General features: G+C 39.8%; 15 protein-coding genes, 2 tRNA genes and 2 pseudogenes. 8 read left to right on the top strand and 11 right to left on the bottom strand.

The window, feature by feature from the left end; all coding sequences use genetic code 11:
• Positions 1–39 precede the first annotated feature (39 nt).
• From B2107_RS16020 to rplS, 5 genes are all read right to left on the bottom strand, one after another.
• Entirely contained in the window at positions 40–825 is a 786-nt protein-coding gene (locus B2107_RS16020; RefSeq protein ID WP_209581524.1) for an META domain-containing protein, read from the bottom strand.
• A 121-nt stretch (positions 826–946) separates the two neighbouring features.
• Positions 947–2,770, bottom strand: a complete 1,824-nt coding sequence (yidC, locus tag B2107_RS16015; protein WP_293956664.1) for a membrane protein insertase YidC — start codon at positions 2,768–2,770, stop codon at positions 947–949.
• Between the two features lie 39 nt (positions 2,771–2,809).
• Positions 2,810–4,420: a CTP synthase gene (locus tag B2107_RS16010; RefSeq protein ID WP_293956663.1), complete on the bottom strand. Its 1,611-nt coding sequence runs from the start codon at positions 4,418–4,420 to the stop codon at positions 2,810–2,812.
• Positions 4,421–4,543: 123 nt separating this feature from the next.
• Positions 4,544–5,629 carry a carbohydrate-binding family 9-like protein gene (locus B2107_RS16005; RefSeq protein WP_293956662.1) on the bottom strand — a complete coding sequence of 362 codons (1,086 nt, stop codon included), beginning with the start codon at positions 5,627–5,629 and terminating at the stop codon, positions 4,544–4,546.
• Between the two features lie 242 nt (positions 5,630–5,871).
• Positions 5,872–6,219 carry a 50S ribosomal protein L19 gene (rplS, locus tag B2107_RS16000; protein WP_209581561.1) on the bottom strand — a complete coding sequence of 116 codons (348 nt, stop codon included), beginning with the start codon at positions 6,217–6,219 and terminating at the stop codon, positions 5,872–5,874.
• 343 nt (positions 6,220–6,562) lie between these two features.
• On the opposite strand from rplS, the gene B2107_RS15995 reads away from it, so the two are divergent.
• Positions 6,563–6,636, top strand: a tRNA-Pro gene (locus tag B2107_RS15995).
• 40 nt (positions 6,637–6,676) lie between these two features.
• On the opposite strand, the gene B2107_RS15990 is transcribed toward B2107_RS15995, so the two are convergent.
• Complete coding sequence (locus B2107_RS15990; protein ID WP_293956661.1) at positions 6,677–7,432, bottom strand: ABC transporter permease; 756 nt, start codon at positions 7,430–7,432, stop codon at positions 6,677–6,679.
• Positions 7,433–7,867: 435 nt separating this feature from the next.
• Here B2107_RS15990 and B2107_RS15985 point away from each other — a divergent pair.
• Positions 7,868–7,941, top strand: a tRNA-Pro gene (locus tag B2107_RS15985).
• Between the two features lie 577 nt (positions 7,942–8,518).
• On the opposite strand, the pseudogene B2107_RS15980 reads toward B2107_RS15985, so the two are convergent.
• Positions 8,519–9,457: pseudogene (locus B2107_RS15980) on the bottom strand (recombinase family protein); the annotation flags it as partial.
• 336 nt (positions 9,458–9,793) lie between these two features.
• Entirely contained in the window at positions 9,794–11,290 is a 1,497-nt protein-coding gene (locus tag B2107_RS15975) for a recombinase family protein (protein WP_293956660.1), read from the bottom strand.
• Between the two features lie 622 nt (positions 11,291–11,912).
• On the opposite strand from B2107_RS15975, the gene B2107_RS15970 reads away from it, so the two are divergent.
• Both B2107_RS15970 and B2107_RS15965 read left to right on the top strand, forming a co-directional pair.
• Entirely contained in the window at positions 11,913–12,290 is a 378-nt protein-coding gene (locus tag B2107_RS15970) for a single-stranded DNA-binding protein (RefSeq protein WP_293956659.1), read from the top strand.
• Between the two features lie 49 nt (positions 12,291–12,339).
• Positions 12,340–13,224: pseudogene (locus B2107_RS15965) on the top strand (DUF932 domain-containing protein); the annotation flags it as partial.
• Here B2107_RS15965 and B2107_RS15960 read toward each other — a convergent pair.
• From B2107_RS15960 to B2107_RS15950, 3 genes are read right to left on the bottom strand one after another with little or no spacing between them, the layout of a single operon-like run.
• A complete protein-coding gene (locus B2107_RS15960) occupies positions 13,117–13,749 on the bottom strand; it encodes a conjugal transfer protein TraD (RefSeq protein WP_293956658.1) in 633 nt (210 codons plus the stop codon). The pseudogene B2107_RS15965 and the gene B2107_RS15960 overlap by 108 nt on opposite strands.
• A gap of 2 nt (positions 13,750–13,751) precedes the next feature.
• Positions 13,752–14,168, bottom strand: coding sequence for a DUF3408 domain-containing protein (locus tag B2107_RS15955; RefSeq protein ID WP_293956657.1), 417 nt, complete (start codon positions 14,166–14,168; stop codon positions 13,752–13,754).
• Positions 14,169–14,172: 4 nt separating this feature from the next.
• Positions 14,173–14,940 carry a ParA family protein gene (locus B2107_RS15950; RefSeq protein ID WP_293956656.1) on the bottom strand — a complete coding sequence of 256 codons (768 nt, stop codon included), beginning with the start codon at positions 14,938–14,940 and terminating at the stop codon, positions 14,173–14,175.
• 757 nt (positions 14,941–15,697) lie between these two features.
• On the opposite strand from B2107_RS15950, the gene mobA reads away from it, so the two are divergent.
• The 4 genes from mobA to B2107_RS15930 all read left to right on the top strand — a co-directional run bounded on the left by mobA (position 15,698) and on the right by B2107_RS15930 (position 19,232).
• Positions 15,698–16,165, top strand: a complete 468-nt coding sequence (gene mobA / locus B2107_RS15945; RefSeq protein ID WP_293956737.1) for a conjugal transfer protein MobA — start codon at positions 15,698–15,700, stop codon at positions 16,163–16,165.
• Positions 16,137–17,432, top strand: a complete 1,296-nt coding sequence (mobB, locus tag B2107_RS15940; RefSeq protein ID WP_293956655.1) for a conjugal transfer protein MobB — start codon at positions 16,137–16,139, stop codon at positions 17,430–17,432. Before mobA ends, mobB begins: the two co-directional genes overlap by 29 nt.
• Before the next feature lie 138 nt (positions 17,433–17,570).
• Complete coding sequence (locus B2107_RS15935) at positions 17,571–18,137, top strand: sugar O-acetyltransferase (RefSeq protein WP_293956654.1); 567 nt, start codon at positions 17,571–17,573, stop codon at positions 18,135–18,137.
• A 228-nt stretch (positions 18,138–18,365) separates the two neighbouring features.
• Positions 18,366–19,232, top strand: a complete 867-nt coding sequence (locus tag B2107_RS15930; protein WP_293956653.1) for a metallophosphoesterase — start codon at positions 18,366–18,368, stop codon at positions 19,230–19,232.
• The last annotated feature ends 5 nt before the right edge of the window (positions 19,233–19,237 follow it).

Below are 19,237 nucleotides of genomic sequence, written 5' to 3'. Positions count from 1 at the left end.
AGCCCTTATTTCGCTAAATTAAATGCAGCCTGAACCTGGCTATTTGCGTTTAAACCGCATTATGGCGATATCTCCCATCACAAATGTTAGGGTATTCTCGCTGATACTGTATGTGTTCACCTTTTTTAAGGTAGAGAAAAAAGTTGCTTCACCATTCCCCTCGCATGCCATTTTTGTTGACATAATTGGGCCGAAGCTAATACTATTTCCATCGGTTTTAAACGTCATATTATAGTTGTTACAGCTACTATTGCCATTAACCTTCCCGCTCACCGTGTCAAAGATCATTGTTGGTTTACGGTCGGGATATAGACCGTCGAAAGCAATGCGTGCGCCTGATATATAATCAAGTTCCCAAGTTCCAGTAAGTTGCTGCTCATTGTTTTGGATCAACTTAAATTTTGCCAATGGAGCCATTTTAGCTTTGTTCAAGCTAAGGATACCATTGTTCACAGTGTAGTTATCTGCAGCGATCAGGTTTTTTGATAGTGCTTGTTCGATTGACATATCCGGACAGGCCATCATAGTTGACATTCCCTGAGCAAATTTAATTTTTCCATTTTTGGATAGTATTAAGTCTCCTCCGATGCCATTGCAGCCTCCACTTGCACTGTAGCGTTTTTCCTCCAGTTGCAGGTAGGGCATTTTACCGTTGATTTGATCCGCTACGGCCTGACCATTGATTTCAATTAATTGCCACTTTTTTCCGACGACAGCTGATGTTGAACTGTTTTCACTTTGTTCAGTTGATTTCTTGTTGACGACAGAACAACTACCAAGGCCAATACTTAAGATGGCCAATATTGCGATGTTTTTAAAGTTCATATTTTAATTTTTAACCTATTAACATCCCTTTTAACGTTTGGTTTGGCAAAGTGCTACAAAAGTTTACAAACAAATAAGGCTTCCAATCTGGAAGCCTTATTTATCAATCGAATAAATGTTACTATTTATTTTTATTTTGTTGTGCCTGCTGTTGAGCACGCATCATTTCTTCCATTTTAGCCTGGAAACTTGATTTTTTTTCTGCTTTTGGATTCTTTTTGTTCTCCTCCAATTTAGCTAATATTTTCTCATCGTTCACCATGCTGCGGATTACCAATTGCGTCAAGAATGTAAATAAAGCACTCAAGAAGTAATAGTAATTCAAACCAGCAGGGAAGCTGTTCAACACAAAGAAGAAAATCAACGGCATGATATAGCCCATGTATTTCATCTGACCTGTAGCGCCTGATGTAGCATTGTTATACCAAGTGGTCAACAACGTTGTTAAGGTCATCAAGATACACATCAAAGAAATGTGGTTAAACGATCCAAAGATAGGAGCAAAGGTGAATAGCGTATCATAGGTTGACATGTCCTTCATAAACAAGAAACTCTGTCCTCTCAATTCAAACAAATTCGGGAAGAAATAGAAGAATGCAATTGTAAAAGGCATTTGCAATACAAGCGGAAGGCATCCACCAAGTGGATTGACACCGACCTGTTTGTACAATTTCATTTGCTCCTGTTGCATCAACATTTGGTTGTCTTCTCCGACTTTTGCTTTGATCTCGTCCAGCTGCGGTTTCAATACACGCATTTTGGCCATAGAAACATAAGATTTGTAAGTCATTGGGGAAAGGATCAATTTCAACATCAGTGTCAATAACAGTATAACGATACCGTAACTCATATGAAAACCATCCAGGAAGTTGAATACCGGTACTGTAATCCATTGGTTGATCCAGCGCATAGGGCCCCAGCCCATATTGATGATCGATTGATAATCATTACCCTCCGCTTTCAGCACATTGTACTGGTTAGGACCAAAGAAGAAGTTCAACGAATAGTTATTGTCCCTATGGTTATCAAATGCTAATTCCGCGTTCGTATTGTAAAATTTGATGACATCCGTTTCAGTCGCATGTTTTACATCCACTTTAGCATTCACAAAACCATCTTTCGCGTTCAAGATACTTGAAAAGTAATGTTGCTTAAAAGCAATCCAATCCACTTTTTTCTCCAATGCTTCGTCAGCGTCTTTTGATTCTGAAAGATGATCTACCTTATTGTCTTCTTTATAGTAGAGGGTCGATTTTTGTCTTTCAGACTCTATATTTTGCTCCTTTTGTCTTAACGTGGTATTCCAGTTAAGGGTTAACGTTTTTTGACTTTGTGGAACTAAATTCTGTATCCCTTTTGTATGGATGTCCAACGCTACATTATAACCTTTGCCGGCAATGGAATAAACATATTCAATGTATTGGTCGGCATTGTAATTTAGTCTGAATTTTACCGATTGTTTTCCTTCACCAGAAACTTGGATATCCGAAGATTCTGTATTGAAGTACAAATCGTTTGTTGCCACGTTTTGACCCGCTGCATTAAACAGAAAACCAAATTTATTGTCCTCGCCTTCAAAAAGCATCAACGGTTTTCCATTGAAATTCTTTTCACCTTTTAATTCAACAGATTTAACTTTACCGCCTTTCGTGCTGATTTTGGCAATGATTTTCTCATTTTCAATCGTGATTACTTTTTCGGTTCCAAATTTTGTGGCACCAAAAGGCTTTTTCAGTTCCGCCGAATCAGCAATCACTGCTGTTTGTGCTGTTTTGGCTTTCGCGGTAGAGTCACTTTCAGCAGGAAGTCCTTTTTCTGCACGCGCTTTAGCCTCTTGTCGCGCTTGTTCTTGTTTGATTTCTGATTCTGAAGGCTTCATCAGGTAAAATGAACCAGTGATGATAGCAAACATCAGGACCAAACCAATTAGGGTATTTCTATCCATTTTTAATAATTAAACTTAATTAATTGTATCCTTCTATTACTACTTTGATTTCTTGTTCGCCAAAGCAGCGGCTACAAAGCTAACAAAAAGTGGGTGAGGATTTGCAACAGTTGACTTTAATTCTGGATGAAATTGTCCGGCAACGAAAAATGGATGGTTTTTCAGTTCCACAATTTCCACTAATCCAGTCTCGGGATTGAAGCCTGAAGCAATCATTCCGGCCGCTTCATATTGCTTCAAATAGTCGTTGTTAAATTCATAACGGTGGCGGTGTCTTTCAGAAATTTTTGTTTTGCCATAGATTGCGAAGGCTTTAGTACCTTTTTTAATTTCACAATCGTAAGCACCCAGACGCATGGTACCACCCATATTGGTGATGTTTTTTTGCTCCTCCATCAGATTGATAACCGGATTAGTCGTGTTGGCATCCATCTCAAAACTGTTGGCATCTTTCAGTCCCAATACGTTTCTTCCGAATTCAATTACCGAACATTGCATCCCTAAACAGATCCCAAAGAAAGGAATATTATTTTCACGTACGTATTGGATCGCATTTAACTTACCATCCAAACCGCGTTCACCGAATCCTGGAGCAACCAAAACGCCGTCCATTCCTTTTAGCTTTTCAGCAACATTTTCTTTTGTAACACTTTCGGCGGCAATGTAAATCACTTTTACTTTACACTCATTTGTTGCGCCTGCATGTATAAATCCTTCGGTAATGGACTTATACGCATCTGGAAGTTCGACATACTTTCCAATCAATGCAATATTGATTTCATTTGTCGGGTTTTTAAGCTTACCTAAAAAGTTTTTCCAGTTGTCTAGATCAGGCTCATTTTTGTTGGAAAGTTTCAGTTTTGTTAATGCCGTTTTATCCAAGTTCTCCTTCAGCATCAGTAAAGGCACATCATAAATTGTAGAAGCATCGATGGATTCGACTACCGCATTGATATTGACATTACAGAATTGTGCTAATTTTTTACGGATTTCCTGGGATAATTTATGTTCTGTACGACAAACAAGAATATCAGGTTGTACCCCATATTCCAATAATGTTTTAACAGAGTGCTGAGTAGGTTTTGTTTTCAGCTCGCCAGCAGCAGCCAAATATGGAACCAAAGTCAAATGGATAACCAACGAATTATTGGCTCCCAATTCCCAACGGAGTTGTCTTACTGCTTCCACGAAGGGTAAAGATTCAATATCACCAACAGTTCCTCCTAATTCGGTGATCACAATATCATATTGACCAGACTCTCCCAGCAATTGCATTCTGCGTTTTATCTCATCTGTGATATGCGGAATTACTTGAACGGTTTTTCCTAAATATGCACCTTCACGTTCCTGTTGGATAACGTGTTGATAGATGCGGCCTGTTGTGACATTGTTTGCTTGTGAGGTAGGGACATTCAAGAAACGCTCGTAATGACCCAAGTCAAGGTCAGTTTCGGCACCATCTTCAGTCACATAACATTCACCATGTTCATATGGATTTAATGTTCCTGGATCAATGTTAATGTAAGGATCAAATTTTTGAATGGTAACTTTATAGCCACGCGCTTGGAGAAGTTTAGCAAGGGAGGCAGCAATAATACCTTTCCCCAACGACGAAGTAACGCCGCCCGTAACAAAAATATATTTAGTCATAACAATTAAAGGATTTTCAATTTTATGTGGTCAAAATGACCAATAATAGTTGCTTTATGTACGGGATACAAAGGTAGCAATTATTATTAAAAATTAGCATTGAAGATTGCTCTAATAATTAAATTAAAAATAAATATTACCCCGGCTATCTATAGTTGTCTTTAATGTAGGTGTTGTTTTTGACTTGATTTCAACACGATAGAAATTATTACTATTTGAAAATATGATGTCATATTTTTTCCGCTCATTCAGAATTTCAGGATATAGTTTGCTCAGTTCTAGAATAGATGTCGCATAGCGTTTTTTATCGTTTCTATAGATTTGTTGTAAATAAGAAATATTCCACGCCATTTTTTCAAGAGATAAGAATTGCTCGTCGATAAATAGCTGAGCTGCACTATCGATAAATTTGATATGCCCCCATCGTTCAGGATAATGCATGTTAACAAGCCCAATAGGAGACCATACCCAGTTCTCCTCGGCAAGAGTCTTTCCAGTATCGTCTTTTTTCTTGCTATACGTTGTTTCCCTATTATCATAATGCCATTGAACGCGGGAGAAATTTATCTTCCAGATCTCATTGGCCTTAATCTGATCTCCTTCGCCAAAGTATTTTAGACTTTTAACCGGTATCTTCATTTCCACCGTCCAATATTCATCCTTATCTTTTGGGTTGTTGATTGTGCCGGCATGATAAACGGCACTTTCAATATCTTTTGTGTCCCAATTTAGATTAGCCTTACCACCAAAGCGATACGGTTTAGTCATCAAAAGATCCATGACCGTATTTAAAGCATTTACTTCAATCTCTATATATTCCGGAGATAGTAAATTTGGCTTAATAAAAATCTCAAAGTCATTGTCATGATAAATGATGGTGTCCTTTTGTTTTAAATATCCTTTAATATGAGGCTCTTCGAGCTTAGCAAATATGTATAGGTTTTCCTTGTCCCAGAGCATCTTGACTTTTGTGTCAAATACAGGATGAGGTTTTTGTGATCCCTCAATATCCTTAAATGAATCTGTCCATACGGCTTTAGACCACGAATCTTCATTGTCTCTTCCATCTATAGTAATAACATCAGTTATGGGTTGCACATAATACACTTGAGGCTGCGACTGTAATTGAAGAAATTCATTTACATTCCGCTGTGCGAAAGCAAAGTTCGGATAGATAATAAAAATAAGGATAAAAGAGATAGTTCTCATCGATATATAGTTTAATTATTCGTGCCAAAAATAAGGTGGAGATAATATGGTATTAAAAGTAAGTAAAATGTTTTAGCGCGGCAAAAAGAGCAGGCTATTTTAAAGAGCAAGATATAATTATCCTAAATTTATTACAGAAGGAAGTTGGTGATTAGGCTTGGGAATTAAAAAGAAAATCTATAGAGCATAAAAAAAGGCTTTGAATGATTTCAAAGCCTTTTTTTATGCCGTGGTAGTCGTAATTAGATTCTTTTCGATTTAATACGAGCAGCTTTACCAGTAAGGCCGCGTAAATAGAACAATTTCGCGCGACGAACTTTACCGTAGCTGTTTACTACAATTTTTTCAATGTTTGGTGAGTTTACAGGGAAAATACGTTCAACACCTACACCGTTTGAGATTTTACGAACGGTAAAAGTAGCGTTAGCACCTTCGCTGTTTAATTGAATTACTACACCTTGGTACACCTGTACACGCTCTTTATTTCCTTCGCGAATTTTATAATGAACGCTGATGGTATCTCCAGCTTTGAAAGCGGGAATTTCATTCTTTACTACCGCTTGTTCTTCTACAAATTTTACTAAATCCATGATTTCGAGTAATTATTAACGATTTATATCCTGTAAAAATCGGAATGCAATATTACGACTTATTTTCTGAATATAAAAATACTTTTTTAAAAAACTATTGACTGATATTCAAATCGGATGCAAAGATATGAAAATGAATTGGATAATTTAAAGATATTTTGAATATTCCTTTACGTGTCATTTTAGCTGAAGTTTTCGACGAGTAAATGCTAGAGAAGATATTGCTCCTGTAAAAATAGTATGCAATCAATCAGTTGGTTAATGATTATTTTTTGGCCGACTGTTGACAAAGTCAAAAAATGATTAGATATTTGTGCCACACAAAACAAAGGTGATACCTTTTCGGGGTGTAGCGTAGCCCGGTATCGCGCCACATTTGGGATGTGGAGGTCGTAGGTTCGAATCCTGCCACCCCGACTTAAAAGCTCGACATTCGTCGAGCTTTTTTTGTTGTCTATTATTCGTCCCGCAAGCTTTTTACCGGATTAGCTACGGCTGCTCGAATGGCCTGCCAGCTTACCGTAATCAGTGCGATACCTATTGTTATCAGTCCCGAGAGTACAAACAACCACCATTGGATTTGGATGCGGTAAGCAAAATCTTCCAACCATTTGTTCATGACCAGCCAGGCAATCGGCGAGGCAATTATCAAGGCAACTAATACGGGTTTTATAAAATCTCTGGACAATAACGTAGTAACGCCCGATACCGAAGCGCCCAGCACTTTTCGGATTCCGATCTCTTTGTTTCGTTTGGCGGCCGTAAAGGAGGCTAAACCATATAAGCCCAGGCAAGCGATAAATATGGCCAATCCGGAAAAAAGATTGAGTATACGTTGTTGCCTCAGATCGGTTTTGTAAAGCGTGTCGAATTTCTGATCCAAAAAGCTGTATTCAAAAGGGTATAAAGGAGCTACTTTACCAAATGCAGTTACAGCTTTTTCGATAACATCGGGATAATCGGTTAATAAGGCAGTGGCATAGGGTGCAGATAAATAAGGAGCGCGGTCTTTGGTGTTGTCAAAACCACGCATGACCCGATAAATCCGGTCACCTTGGCTGTGAAACTTATCAAAACTAAACTGATTGGCAATAAATAGGAATATCATTGCACAGACGGTGATGCCTATTGTTAAGCCAAGAATATTGATAAAGGAAAAAACTTTATTTTTAATAAGGTTTCTCCAGGCGATTTGGAAATAGTTCTTTATCATACTTTTCTTTATAAGTGTTCATTGTGACCTTATGGTAATCAGTCCTGTTGAAGGATAGCCTGATTTCTATTTTTGAAAAAATGTTCAATGGATCAATTTCAAAAAAGCTGTCAAAGGGTTAAAGTGTTTTTAATCAGTAGATTGTGTGTTTTATTTTTGTGATCTGAGTGTTTGGATTCGAACACTTCATGTTCATATCCGAACATGCTACAGTTGATAGGTCAAAAAGATTATGATTAACAGCTGAGCGCCTTATAGAAGTAACAGCTATTGGGAATAGCATTGGGTTTGATTGTGTAAAGGAGCGCTATATGTGGTTCAGGCAAAGAGTATGTCGCAATGAAACAATAGGTTAGTTTAATTTTGTAGTTTTCATTTGCAAATAAATTGTAATAAACGTATATTTGTGCCACACAAACAAAGGTGATACCTTTTCGGGGTGTAGCGTAGCCCGGTATCGCGCCACATTTGGGATGTGGAGGTCGTAGGTTCGAATCCTGCCACCCCGACTTGACGGGACAAAGTAGAAAAATCTATTTTTGTCCCGTTTTTATTTTGTCGTAACTTTTTATTAATCAGGTTGATATACTGAATAAATTCGTTGCGCCGAGTGGTTCGAACTTTGCTTTCTTGAAAAACGACTTTTTCAGGATAAATTGAACCAATATCCTTTCTTATTTCAGATATACAACTATCTTTTAGCGCTTCCTTAATTTCAAAAACCTTTCTGACACCCCTTTTAATAAGACTTTGAACATTGTCAACATCGTTATTAAGCCTTGTCAATTGGGATTCCAGAGTTGATATTTTCGTACTGTACTGTGATTTCATATCACGGTAATCGTCGGGGTCTATCTGACGGGTTGCAAGAAGATCCCTTGTGTGCGAAAGCCGACCTTCATAATCTTTTATCTGAAGCAGAATCTCCTTTTTTTCAAATTGAACTTCATTAGTCTTATCTAAATATTCCTTAGTGATCAGCTCCTGATAGAAAGCCGTATCATGAATCGTCGGGACGAAGCTCATAATATCTTCCAAAATTGCATTGTTTACTACCTCAGCATTTGTCCGATGCTTACATGTGCCAACGCAATGGTAATAGGAATAATATTTTGTTCGTCCTTTTGACTTGCTTCCTGTTAACAATTTGTCACATTCAGGACAGGTTAAAAAGCCCCTCATGGGGAACTCATCCACTGTCTTGATCTTTGTGCGGTATTTCCTTCCACGCCCATCAAGGACATCCTGTACTTCATAATACAGATTTTCCGATATAATGGGTTCATGTTGGCCCTGAACGAAACGGCTTTCTTCGTCTTTGAATTGAGGTATGAAAATCTTACCGCAGTAAAGTGGGTTTCGTATTACCTGCCAGAACGCGTTTTTGCTACATTTTAATCCCTTTTCTTTAGCCTTCTTCCATATCTGTTCCGTATTAAACATACCTTTGGCAATCTCTCCAAATGCCCACTTTAATATCGAAGCATCCGGCTCCAGCGGAGCAATATATTTTTTTCCATTTTCCTCCGTCCTGTTAATATAGGCCACAGGTGCCAGTCCCATATACCGGCCCTCTTTCCGTGCCCTTCTCATACCATGAAAGACATTTAATGCCCGTCTGTCATTTTCTACCTCCGGAGCGGCAAGATAAAACGCCAACATCATTTTATTTTCCGGTATCGAAAGATCCAGTGGTTGTTCTATCGCCTGCGGTTCCACACCAAGAGCACGCAGCACGTTAATCATCTGGTAGGCATCTCCCGCATTTCGGCTGAACCGATCCCACTTTGTAAACAATATCAAGTTAACGTTGCTCTTTCTCTGCTTTAGACTTTGCACCAGACTTTTCCATTGAGGTCTGTTAAAGGATTTTGCAGAATGATCTTCGTAAATAACATTCCGTATCATTATGGAATGGGTCTCGCAATACTTGCGCAGCATCTCTTCCTGGTTTCTTTGTGAATAGCCTTTGTCGGCCTGTTCGTCCGTACTTACCCGAACGTACAAATCAGCGATATATACCATCTCTATCCAAAATTTATAACAATTAAACTTACTTAGGAGTAATCTATTAATCTTTAATATACTCCTTGAATATTTACAGCCAACCCATCAGAGAAGACAGGAAAACATATTCGCCACAAATAGGTGTCACATTGTGGCATTGATTGGCTTTCATTGGCACTAAGTTAACTGTTTTTGATGAAATACGGGTTAGGTAAATCAACATAATTTTCATTTAAAGCGATCTAAATCAGTGAGTTTTGTATCTGTGACAGGATACAATAAGATTGATCAAAAGCACAAAAAAAGCATCCCGAAAAAAGATGCTAAAAAAAAGTATTCTAAAAATATAGACCATCACATTTCTTTCTGAACAGCAGGCCGCAAATTAAAGTCATAACTATAGCTAAGTGCTACATTTAATTTTCCAATTGAAAATCCATTGCCATTAAAGGTTAGTTTTTCAGGATATATCATGTTCAATATTGCCCGTACATCTTCGTTGTTGCCTTCCGTCAATATCTTGTCCAATCTCATAAGTTCCAGCAGGTCTAAAGAAAGAAGTCCATCTAGACATGGCACCTTTCCGTTAAGACTATCCAGCTTTGTATTCAATTGTTCTATCGTAGAACTGTATTGCGCCTTAAAATCGTTGTAGTCTGATGCTTCTATCTTATCCATTGCCAGAAGATCCCTAATATGGGCCATTCTTTTTTCAAATTCATTTATTTGACCCAGAATTTGTTTTTTTGAAGCTTGGATGTCGCTTGTCATTTCATGATAGGCTTCAGCGATTATCCTGTAATAGACGGCGTGTATGTCCTTTTTCGGGATATACTTCTTCAACTCATCATTAAAAGCCTTTGTTACCCGTTCAGCGTTGACCCGGTGGGTACATCCACGATAACAATGATAATAAATATAATATCGGTTTCTTCCTTTCGACTTACTTGCAGTAAGTAGTTTCCCACATTTTGGACATATAAGAAAACCCTTTAAAGCAAACTCCCGCTGCGTCTGTATTTTGGGTCTGTATTTTCTTCCACGTCCATCCAATACTTCCTGCACACGATCAAACAATTCTTCTGAAACAATCGCTTCATGCTGACCCTCTACAAAATAACTTTCCTCATCCTTAAATCGGGGGATGAATATCTTTCCGCAATACAAGGGATTTCTGATGAGTTGCCAAAAAGCATTCTTGCTGCATCTAAGTCCTTTTTCTTTAGCCTTCTTCCAAATCTGTGCGGTATTAAAAACCCCCTTTGCTATCTGTTCAAAAGCCCATTGCAGAGTTGATGCGTCTGGTTCTTTTGGTTCAATGTACTTATTGCCTGTTTCATCAACCTTGTTCTTATAACCTACAGGGGCAAGCCCCATATAACGTCCTTCCTTTTTTGCCCTTCTCATTCCGTAGAATACGTTAAGAGCCCGACGGTCATTCTCCACTTCAGGTGCGGCAAGATAGAATGCCAGCATCATTTTGTTTTCCGGTATGGAAAGATCTAATGGCTGTTCTATTGCCTGCGGCTCTAAATTAAGATCACGAAGTACATTTATCATCTGATAGGCATCACCTGCATTGCGGCTGAATCGATCCCATTTTGTAAATAAAATCAAATCGATCCGGTTCCTGTTCCTTTTAAGATGTGAGATCAATTTCTTCCATTCCGGTCTATTGAACGACTTTGCTGAATGATCTTCATAAATGACATTACGGATTTCGATAGCATGGTTATCGCAATACTTACGTAACATTTCCTCCTGGTTCCGCTGTGAATATCCTTTATCAGCTTGCTCATCGGTACTTACACGCACATATAGATCAGCGATAGGTTCCCTGTTCTTTCTCATCTCTCCAAATATTTTATGACCACGATCCTGGCTAGCTTCTTTAAAAACAACAACACTTTTGCCGCGTCCTCATGACTCATACCTTCTGCTTCTCCATTAAGCATCTTAACGAGTTTTTCAGGGGTCATTTTGCTGCTTGAAGCGCTGTTGTTCATCTTTTTCACTACTCTTGACAATTTTGGAAGTTTAAATTATCAAAGAGTTGTGCCTGATGATAAGAATTGGTATCCAGAGGTAGTATTTGTCCAGCAGTGGCACCCTTTACCTCCATATTTCTAAAGTTTTCAGTCAACTTTTGCCTCATCTTCTGAACCGCATTCACTGCGGGAGTTTCTAATAGATTATTGTAATTACCGGTAATTCATTTTCCACAAGAACCGGTAAAAAGGCAGCCAAGTTAACGGGCGGCGGCGATGGCGTGCGCATAATGTCTTCACTTCGTTTGCCACCCTTCGGGACTTATAGCACGCCCTACGCCTTATTCCACCCATTGTTTGACTGCTTTCTTTTTTCCGGTTTTTCTTTTGGAAAAATGATTTGCGAAGCGAGGCGGAGCAAGCCACAGCAGGAAAAAGAGAAAAGCGAACAGAACAAAATGTAAAACTTTTAAACAACAGAAATCATGAACATCACAGGAAGACTGACAAGGGATGCGGAAGTACGCACAACGTCAAACGGCAAACAGGTCGTAAACTTTTCAGTAGCGGTAAACGACAGCTACAAAACAAAACAGGGCGACAGAGTAGAACAAACCGCCTTTTTCGACTGCTCATTTTGGCTAACCCCAAACGTAGCGAAGATGCTCACCAAAGGACTATTGGTAGAACTATCAGGCAGGGTAAGCACAAGAGCGTGGGTAAGCAAGGACGGAGAACCAAAGGCAGGTTTAAACTTCCATACCTCCAATATCAAACCGCTTGGAGGTGGCAGAAAGGGTGAAACGATACAAGCTACCACAGAAACAAGTAACAACGGTACAGAGGATGACCTCCCATTTTAACAATAAGTATTCAATCCTTCATTTTCAAACAATTTAAAATTTCAAAATCATGGCACATAATATCAATTTCAACGAGAAAACAGGACGTTATTCATTCTTTAGCGTACAACAAAAGGCATGGCATGGCTTGGGGCAAATTGTAGAGCAATACCCGACAAGCGAAGAAGCTATAAAACACGCAGGGTTAGATTATGAGGTTGTAAAATCTCCACTATTTACCAAAGGTTCGGGTATTACTGAAACGGCTAACGGTATAGAGATAGGCAGTAACGAATTGGAAGTACCCAACTATTTTGCCAATATCCGTACCGATAACAATGCAGTATTAGGCGTAGTGGGCAGAGATTACCATATCGTACAAAACCGTGAAGCCTTTAATTTCTTTGATGCTATCGTAGGCGGTGGCGAGGGTATTCTGTACGAAACCGCAGGAGCGTTAGGTAATGGAGAACGCATATTTATCACAGCCAAACTGCCCGACTATATCCGAGTAGGCAATAGTGATGACGTGACCGAGAAATATATCTTCCTCACGACTTCGCACGATGGTAGCGGAAGCATTACCGCAGCGTTTACGCCTGTCCGTATCGTATGCCAAAATACCCTTAACGCTTCACTTCGCAATATGACAAATGTTGTCCGTATCAAACATACTTCAGGAGCAAAACAGCGTATCGAGAACGCTCACAAGATTATGGGATTGGCGAACACATTGAGCAATCAGTTAGAGGACATTTTTAACGAGTGGACGAAAGTAAAGGTAACAGACCAAGAAGTAAGAAAATTAATCCAATTGGCACTCTGTCCGAATAAGGAAACATTGGATTTACTGAAAAAAGGTGCGGAAGATGAAGTGTCCACCGTATTCAAAAATGTTGTACAGGATGCCTTTGCATACGCTATGACGAGCGATACCCAACAGATGGATACTACGTGAAGCACTTTCCACGGAATTTTCCAGCAGACTGAATAATTCGGTTCCCTGTATTTTTTGAACTATGGCTATCGCTGTTTCCTTTTGAGATGGCTCCAATTTCTCTTTTTGAAGTAGCATCCCCACGGTGCTAAGTTCATCGAAGGTAACTCCCTGGGCTAAACCGTTATCGCCTACGGATATTCCATACCTGTTCCATTCTTCTTCCTCTTCCTCCAAGTCAGGCATATTGCTGAAAACTTCGTCCAGTTCTTCCTGCGGAATCTGAATATTTACACTTTCATTTTGGTCGTATTCAATGTCTAAATTATCGGGATTAACCGCTGGTTCTACAATATGGCGTTCAGAGGCGGTGTTTGGCACCGAAAGTCTTTTTTCCAGTTTTGGCTGCCCCATAATATCAGGCAGATGAGGATTTGTTTTTTCTTGCATTCGCTTTTGCTTTGTCTTTTTCCTAAGAGCAATCTTATCCTCTAAGAGCAGGGCAATGACTATCAGCAGACATATCACAATTACAATTTCCATAACTAAAAAATGGGTTTATACTTTTCGTTAAAACTTTTAGTGATCTGCTCGCCAAATTCCTGAAAGTGGTGCTCCAGTACATTGTTCAGATAAGCATAGATCGTCAGCTTATCCTCACCGATAACCTGAACGATCCGGGATAATTTTTCATGAAAGTCGGGCTGGATATATACCGTTTTGCCATCGCGGGCATTCGTTTCGGTTTTTTTGAAAAATATAGTTTCATAAGCTGTATCATTCACTTTTTTGGCTCTGCTGCGCTCTTTTATTGCAGTTTTTTCCCGCATTGTTTCTGCTGAAGGTTCAAGTTCCTCAACTGGAGGTTTTAATCCTTCCTTTTTAACGCCATCGGCCATCATATCCATCATCAGCTCTTCGTTGATCTCGGGGGTGACTTTTCTTTTATTATCTTTTTCCATCGGGTTATAATTGAATAATGTTTAGAAATTCTGTCATAAACTGGTCTAACCGGCAAGTCTTCATCAGATTTTTTTCCGGAGGCATTAAAGTGGAGCGGAAAACCGATTTGGTATCCATCTCGCTTTCTTTTCTGAAACGGGTACTGTTCATGATGCTGCTCCTCATCAGGCTAAATCCCAACTCATCAATAAGCTTGTTATAGATGGCGTATAAAGGCGAGCGTTCACGGCCATCGACCTGGTTCCAGAACAGGTTGATGGTTTCAATAGACGTTTCTCCTTTTTTCATAATGACATCCCGCATCAACTGCGTAAAAATGAGCGTGCTTTCCATTACTACACGGTCAGCGGTTATAGGCGTGAAGATGTGGTGCATCCCTGCAAGCGCTTTCAAAATACCGGGTGTGTTTACCGTTCCGGGAAGGTCAAAGAAGACGACATCTATGGGAACCGTTGCGGATTGCAAAAAGTCATGTGCTGCCTCCAGTACACCTTCGGCTTTATGCTGCATGATGGGATAGGCCCTTTTGTTGATGGTTGTAAACTGTGTATAGGCCATCCTCTTTAGCACCTCGTTTTCCATGACCATCGCCAGGTCCCGGGTTTTCATTTTCACTAAGCTGTGCTGTGGAAAATCTGCATCGAATACGGCAACATTATAGCCCAGGCGATAATGCAGCGTACTGGCGGCAAGTGCCGTAAAAGTGCTTTTGCCCACACCTCCCTTTTGGGAGGAAAAGGCAATGAATACGGGTTTGTTTTCTGTTCTCATTTCTTACTGTTTTTAATTACTTATCCTTACTTATCTACGCAGGCAATTATGCCGGTAGTTATCTTCCTCTATCTGCATGCAGGTGATTTTGCGGCTACTTGCTCACCAGGTTGCGCCTGTATTTCCCTAATTGACTACTCCGGTATGTCAATACAATTTCAGGTAGCGATGTGCATAGCGGGATACCTGTTCAATTACATTTGCGCATCGGTATATATGCTAATCTGCAAGCAGTTATTTACCGGAATACCTGCATTTATATCTATGGGCAGGATTAACTGCTTATGTATATTCTCACTTTGTTATCTGCATCGCTGCGTAGATAAATACAGCCGTAACTCAGAAACTACCTGCCAACATCTCTACCTACCTACATCTGATTACAGGTACAAATAAATGCAGTTACCTATGTGCTTTTATGAGAGTGGTAGTGTTTGGCGTGCAAAGGCGGTGTTTGTCCGGGTATTGCTTAGCAATACTCTCCAAGAGAGGGTTTTACTTTGTAAAATGAATTTTTATAACAGGCTTATGCAAAAGCATCTTGGTAAATACGGTAATAAGTTGAACGGCCAAGAGCCGTTTTTCCCTGTTTTATTTAATCCGCCCCCAGGGCGGATTTTTGTGTTCACCGGAACACGGCAAGTTGTGTTTTGAGGCACTCGAAACCGAGTTAGTGCCTCAAAACAACTTGCCCGCAGGGGCTTAGAAAGACCTTCCGAAGTCAGGGTTTTTGTGTGGATTTAAAAATGGATTTATGATGAACGAGAACACTAACAAAAAACGGAGTAAGGGCGGACGGAGAGCTAAGACCGACCCAAGCATCCATCGCCACGTTTTCCGTCTTACAGAAGAGGAAAACGCCAAACTTTTATCGCTTTTTGAATCATCGGGAATGCCCAATAAAGCAAAGTTTATCATTTCTCTGCTGTTTAGTAAGGAAATGAAAGCGGTCAAAATTGACAAAGGGACGGTTGATTTTTATATGCGGTTAACGTCGTTTCACAGCCAATTCCGATCCGTAGGCGTGAATTATAATCAGGTAGTGAAGTTGTTGTACCGACATTTTTCGGAGAAAAAGGCGGCAGCTTTTCTGTACAAACTAGAAAAACAGACGATTGAAATGGCAGTATTATGCAAAAAAATTGTTCAGTTAACAGAAGAATTTGATACAAAACACCTGAAAAACAGCATTAGAAATGGTAGCGAAAATCGGAAGAAGCAGTAATCTATACGGTGCTCTGGCATACAATCAGTTAAAAGTGGAGAAAGAAAACGGACAAATTCTGTTTACTAATAAGATAATTGAAACATCAAATGGACAGTATTCGGTTGCACAATTAAAACAATCTTTCGAGCCGTATCTCGTCGCTAACCGAAATACAGAAAAGCATACGTTGCATATTTCACTTAACCCTGATCCAAAAGATGAAGTAAGTGATGATAGGTTTAGGGGAATGGCCGAAATATACATGCGGGAAATGGGTTATGGCGAACAGCCTTTTGTGGTGTTCAAGCATACTGATATAGACCGTAGCCATATCCACATTGTATCAGTTTGCGTAGATGAAGGAGGGGTGAAAATTCCAGATAAATTCGAGAAAAGACGGTCTATGAAAGTGTGCCGAGATTTGGAAAATAAGTATAGGCTGATACCGGCCACAAACAAAGAGCACCAGCAGAATGATAGGATCTTCCGTCCGGTTGATTATCGGGCGGGCGATGTAAAGAGTCAGATTGCTTCAGTTGTCCGCCACTTGCTTCAGTATTACCAGTTTCAGACTTTGGGTGAATATAATGCGCTGCTTTCACTATTCAATGTAACCACTGAAAAAGTAGAGGGCGAACTACATGGTAAAATGCAACAAGGTTTATTATATATTCCATTAAATGAAAAAGGAGAAAGAACCGGACATCCGTTCAAGGCTTCTCTGTTCGGCAAGAATGCAGGGTTTCCAGTTTTAGAATTACATTTTGCGAAATGCAAAGAAAAGTTAACAGACCACCCCATAAGGCCAACCATTAAAGCAGCGGTAACCATTGCCCTGAAATCAACAAATGACGAGATGGCTTTTAAAAGGAAACTAACCGAACAGGGCATTAATGTCATGGTACGTAGAAATGACACGGGACGTATTTACGGGATAACATTTATTGACCACAATTCCAAAACGGTTTGGAACGGTTCAAGATTAGGAAAAGAACTTTCTGCAAATACGTTTGATGATTATTGGAACAATAACATCAAACCGAAGATTAATGAGCATATCATACAACAATCAAAAATATACCGATTAAATGATACGGTAGAATTACCAGTGGAAAAACCTCATCAATTATTCGACTTCCTGAATACTTCTGAAAAACACGAAGAGGGCTTAATTGAAGGATTCGGCGGGTTGCTTCCCGATGCACAAGGCGAAGATTACGACGAGCTGGCTTTTGCAAACCAGATGAAGAAAAGAAAGCGTAAAAGGCCTTTAAGTCACCCGTGATTTATTCTAAGTTTTAATTAGAACTTTTCATCAACGGAAATATGAGATGAGCTTTTAAGAAAAGGTATTTGAGCTTCCTAGTAAGGTCACTGCGGCGTTTTCTTTTTAATTTTGTATTATAATCAATAGAATAATAAAATGGAAAATACAGTGAAAGATATATTTGAGCGATTGAGAAACGGTGAAACCATTCTGCCAAGCGACCCAGAAGCCTATAGAATGCGTGAAGCTTCGTTTCTTACCAGGAAATTGATGGTGCAGATGAATAATTCGTCTGACTCAACAGAAATCAGGGAATTGTTAAGCCAGATTACTGGTAACGAAATAGAAGAAAGCACAACAATATTTCCTCCATTGAACATCAATTATGGGAAGAACACCAAAATCGGGAAAAACGTTTTTATCAATTTCGATTGCACAATGCTTGATTTGGGGGGTATTGTCATAGAAGACAATGTTTTGATAGCTCCCAATGTTAGTTTATTATCAGAAGGGCACCCTATCTCTCCAGAGGATAGACAAGCACTTGTTCCTGGGCGAATTCACATCAAAAAGAACGCCTGGATCGGTGCGGGAGCAACCATATTGCCAGGTGTAACCATTGGCGAAAATGCAGTAGTTGCTGCCGGAGCCATTGTTTCAAAAGACGTTCCGGACAATATGGTCGTAGGCGGAGTTCCAGCAAAAATCCTTAAGGGAATTTAAGAACAGCGAAATGAAAAATAAAGAGAACAAATATGATATTGACGATAATAGCTTGGGCCTTAATGCTCATTTCTATATGGTATATTCCATATAGGTTGCGACAACTTTCCGTTGTGCGTAAAGTATGGCTGTGGCGGTTTGCGGTGGCTTTGATATTCGGTGCATATATGCTCATCCTGAACAAAGGGATTTACACCAATGACAACCCCTTTACAGCCATATTGTTTAATGTGCTTGGTTTTTTTCCTGCTCTTGACACATCCCCTGCAATTACTGAAACGATTGCCCAAACGTCCGATCGGGATCATCGGCATTTCATTATCCGCCATTCTTGTCGCTTGGGGATTTGTCAATGCCTTATCATTTACCACCACCTACCATCACCTGCCCGTTACAGGATTAGATAGGGCAGTTAAAATCATTCACTTGCCCGACATTCATTTAGGAACGCAAAGGGGCGAAGCGTATCTGAAAAAAATATTGCAGGTAATCGAAGAGGAAAAACCGGACATCGTACTATACAATGGCGACCTAGTAGACAGCGATATTGCACTCAAACCCGAACTGTTCAACCTTTTCAAGACTGTAGAGGCCGAGCAGTATTTTACCACAGGCAACCATGAGTTCTATATGGACACGGATAAAGCGTTGAAGTTAATCGAAGATGCAGGCATAAAGATCGTACGAAGTGAAATGATAGAAACACATGACATACAGTTGATAGGCTTGGAGTATATGAACGCAGACCGGGAAACATACGATGCCCACATTGTGAACGACCTGACCATTAAGGAAGAACTGCCAAAAATCGTCAGGGACAACAACAAGCCTACGGTTGTGGTACACCATAGTCCGGTAGGTATGCAGTATGTAGCCGACGGCGGGGCTGACCTGATGCTTTCAGGGCATACGCACGCAGGCCAGTTCTTTCCCGGCACTGCCATTATCCGGTACAGATTTCCCCTGTCTAAAGGACAACACCAAATAGACGAAACCACGCTATTGGTATCACAGGGAGCAGGAACCTTTGGTCCGTGGATGAGATTGGGAACATTTAACGAAGTACAGGTCATCAACCTTGTACCGAAAACTTAAGTAAG

This window comes from Sphingobacterium sp. UBA7855 (assembly GCA_002500745.1).
GTDB lineage: Bacteria > Bacteroidota > Bacteroidia > Sphingobacteriales > Sphingobacteriaceae > Sphingobacterium.
This window is presented reverse-complemented; position numbering and strand designations above follow the sequence as displayed.

What these genes read in the sequence shown, in the direction of transcription:
- B2107_RS16020 (WP_209581524.1), bottom strand. Translation starts at nt 825, where the DNA reads ATGAACTTTAAAAACATCGCAATATTGGCCATCTTAAGTATTGGCCTT.
- yidC (WP_293956664.1), bottom strand. Translation starts at nt 2,770, where the DNA reads ATGGATAGAAATACCCTAATTGGTTTGGTCCTGATGTTTGCTATCATC.
- B2107_RS16010 (WP_293956663.1), bottom strand. Translation starts at nt 4,420, where the DNA reads ATGACTAAATATATTTTTGTTACGGGCGGCGTTACTTCGTCGTTGGGG.
- B2107_RS16005 (WP_293956662.1), bottom strand. Translation starts at nt 5,629, where the DNA reads ATGAGAACTATCTCTTTTATCCTTATTTTTATTATCTATCCGAACTTT.
- rplS (WP_209581561.1), bottom strand. Translation starts at nt 6,219, where the DNA reads ATGGATTTAGTAAAATTTGTAGAAGAACAAGCGGTAGTAAAGAATGAA.
- B2107_RS15990 (WP_293956661.1), bottom strand. Translation starts at nt 7,432, where the DNA reads ATGATAAAGAACTATTTCCAAATCGCCTGGAGAAACCTTATTAAAAAT.
- B2107_RS15975 (WP_293956660.1), bottom strand. Translation starts at nt 11,290, where the DNA reads ATGAGAAAGAACAGGGAACCTATCGCTGATCTATATGTGCGTGTAAGT.
- B2107_RS15970 (WP_293956659.1), top strand. Translation starts at nt 11,913, where the DNA reads ATGAACATCACAGGAAGACTGACAAGGGATGCGGAAGTACGCACAACG.
- B2107_RS15960 (WP_293956658.1), bottom strand. Translation starts at nt 13,749, where the DNA reads ATGGAAATTGTAATTGTGATATGTCTGCTGATAGTCATTGCCCTGCTC.
- B2107_RS15955 (WP_293956657.1), bottom strand. Translation starts at nt 14,168, where the DNA reads ATGGAAAAAGATAATAAAAGAAAAGTCACCCCCGAGATCAACGAAGAG.
- B2107_RS15950 (WP_293956656.1), bottom strand. Translation starts at nt 14,940, where the DNA reads ATGAGAACAGAAAACAAACCCGTATTCATTGCCTTTTCCTCCCAAAAG.
- mobA (WP_293956737.1), top strand. Translation starts at nt 15,698, where the DNA reads ATGAACGAGAACACTAACAAAAAACGGAGTAAGGGCGGACGGAGAGCT.
- mobB (WP_293956655.1), top strand. Translation starts at nt 16,137, where the DNA reads ATGGTAGCGAAAATCGGAAGAAGCAGTAATCTATACGGTGCTCTGGCA.
- B2107_RS15935 (WP_293956654.1), top strand. Translation starts at nt 17,571, where the DNA reads ATGGAAAATACAGTGAAAGATATATTTGAGCGATTGAGAAACGGTGAA.
- B2107_RS15930 (WP_293956653.1), top strand. Translation starts at nt 18,366, where the DNA reads ATGTGCTTGGTTTTTTTCCTGCTCTTGACACATCCCCTGCAATTACTG.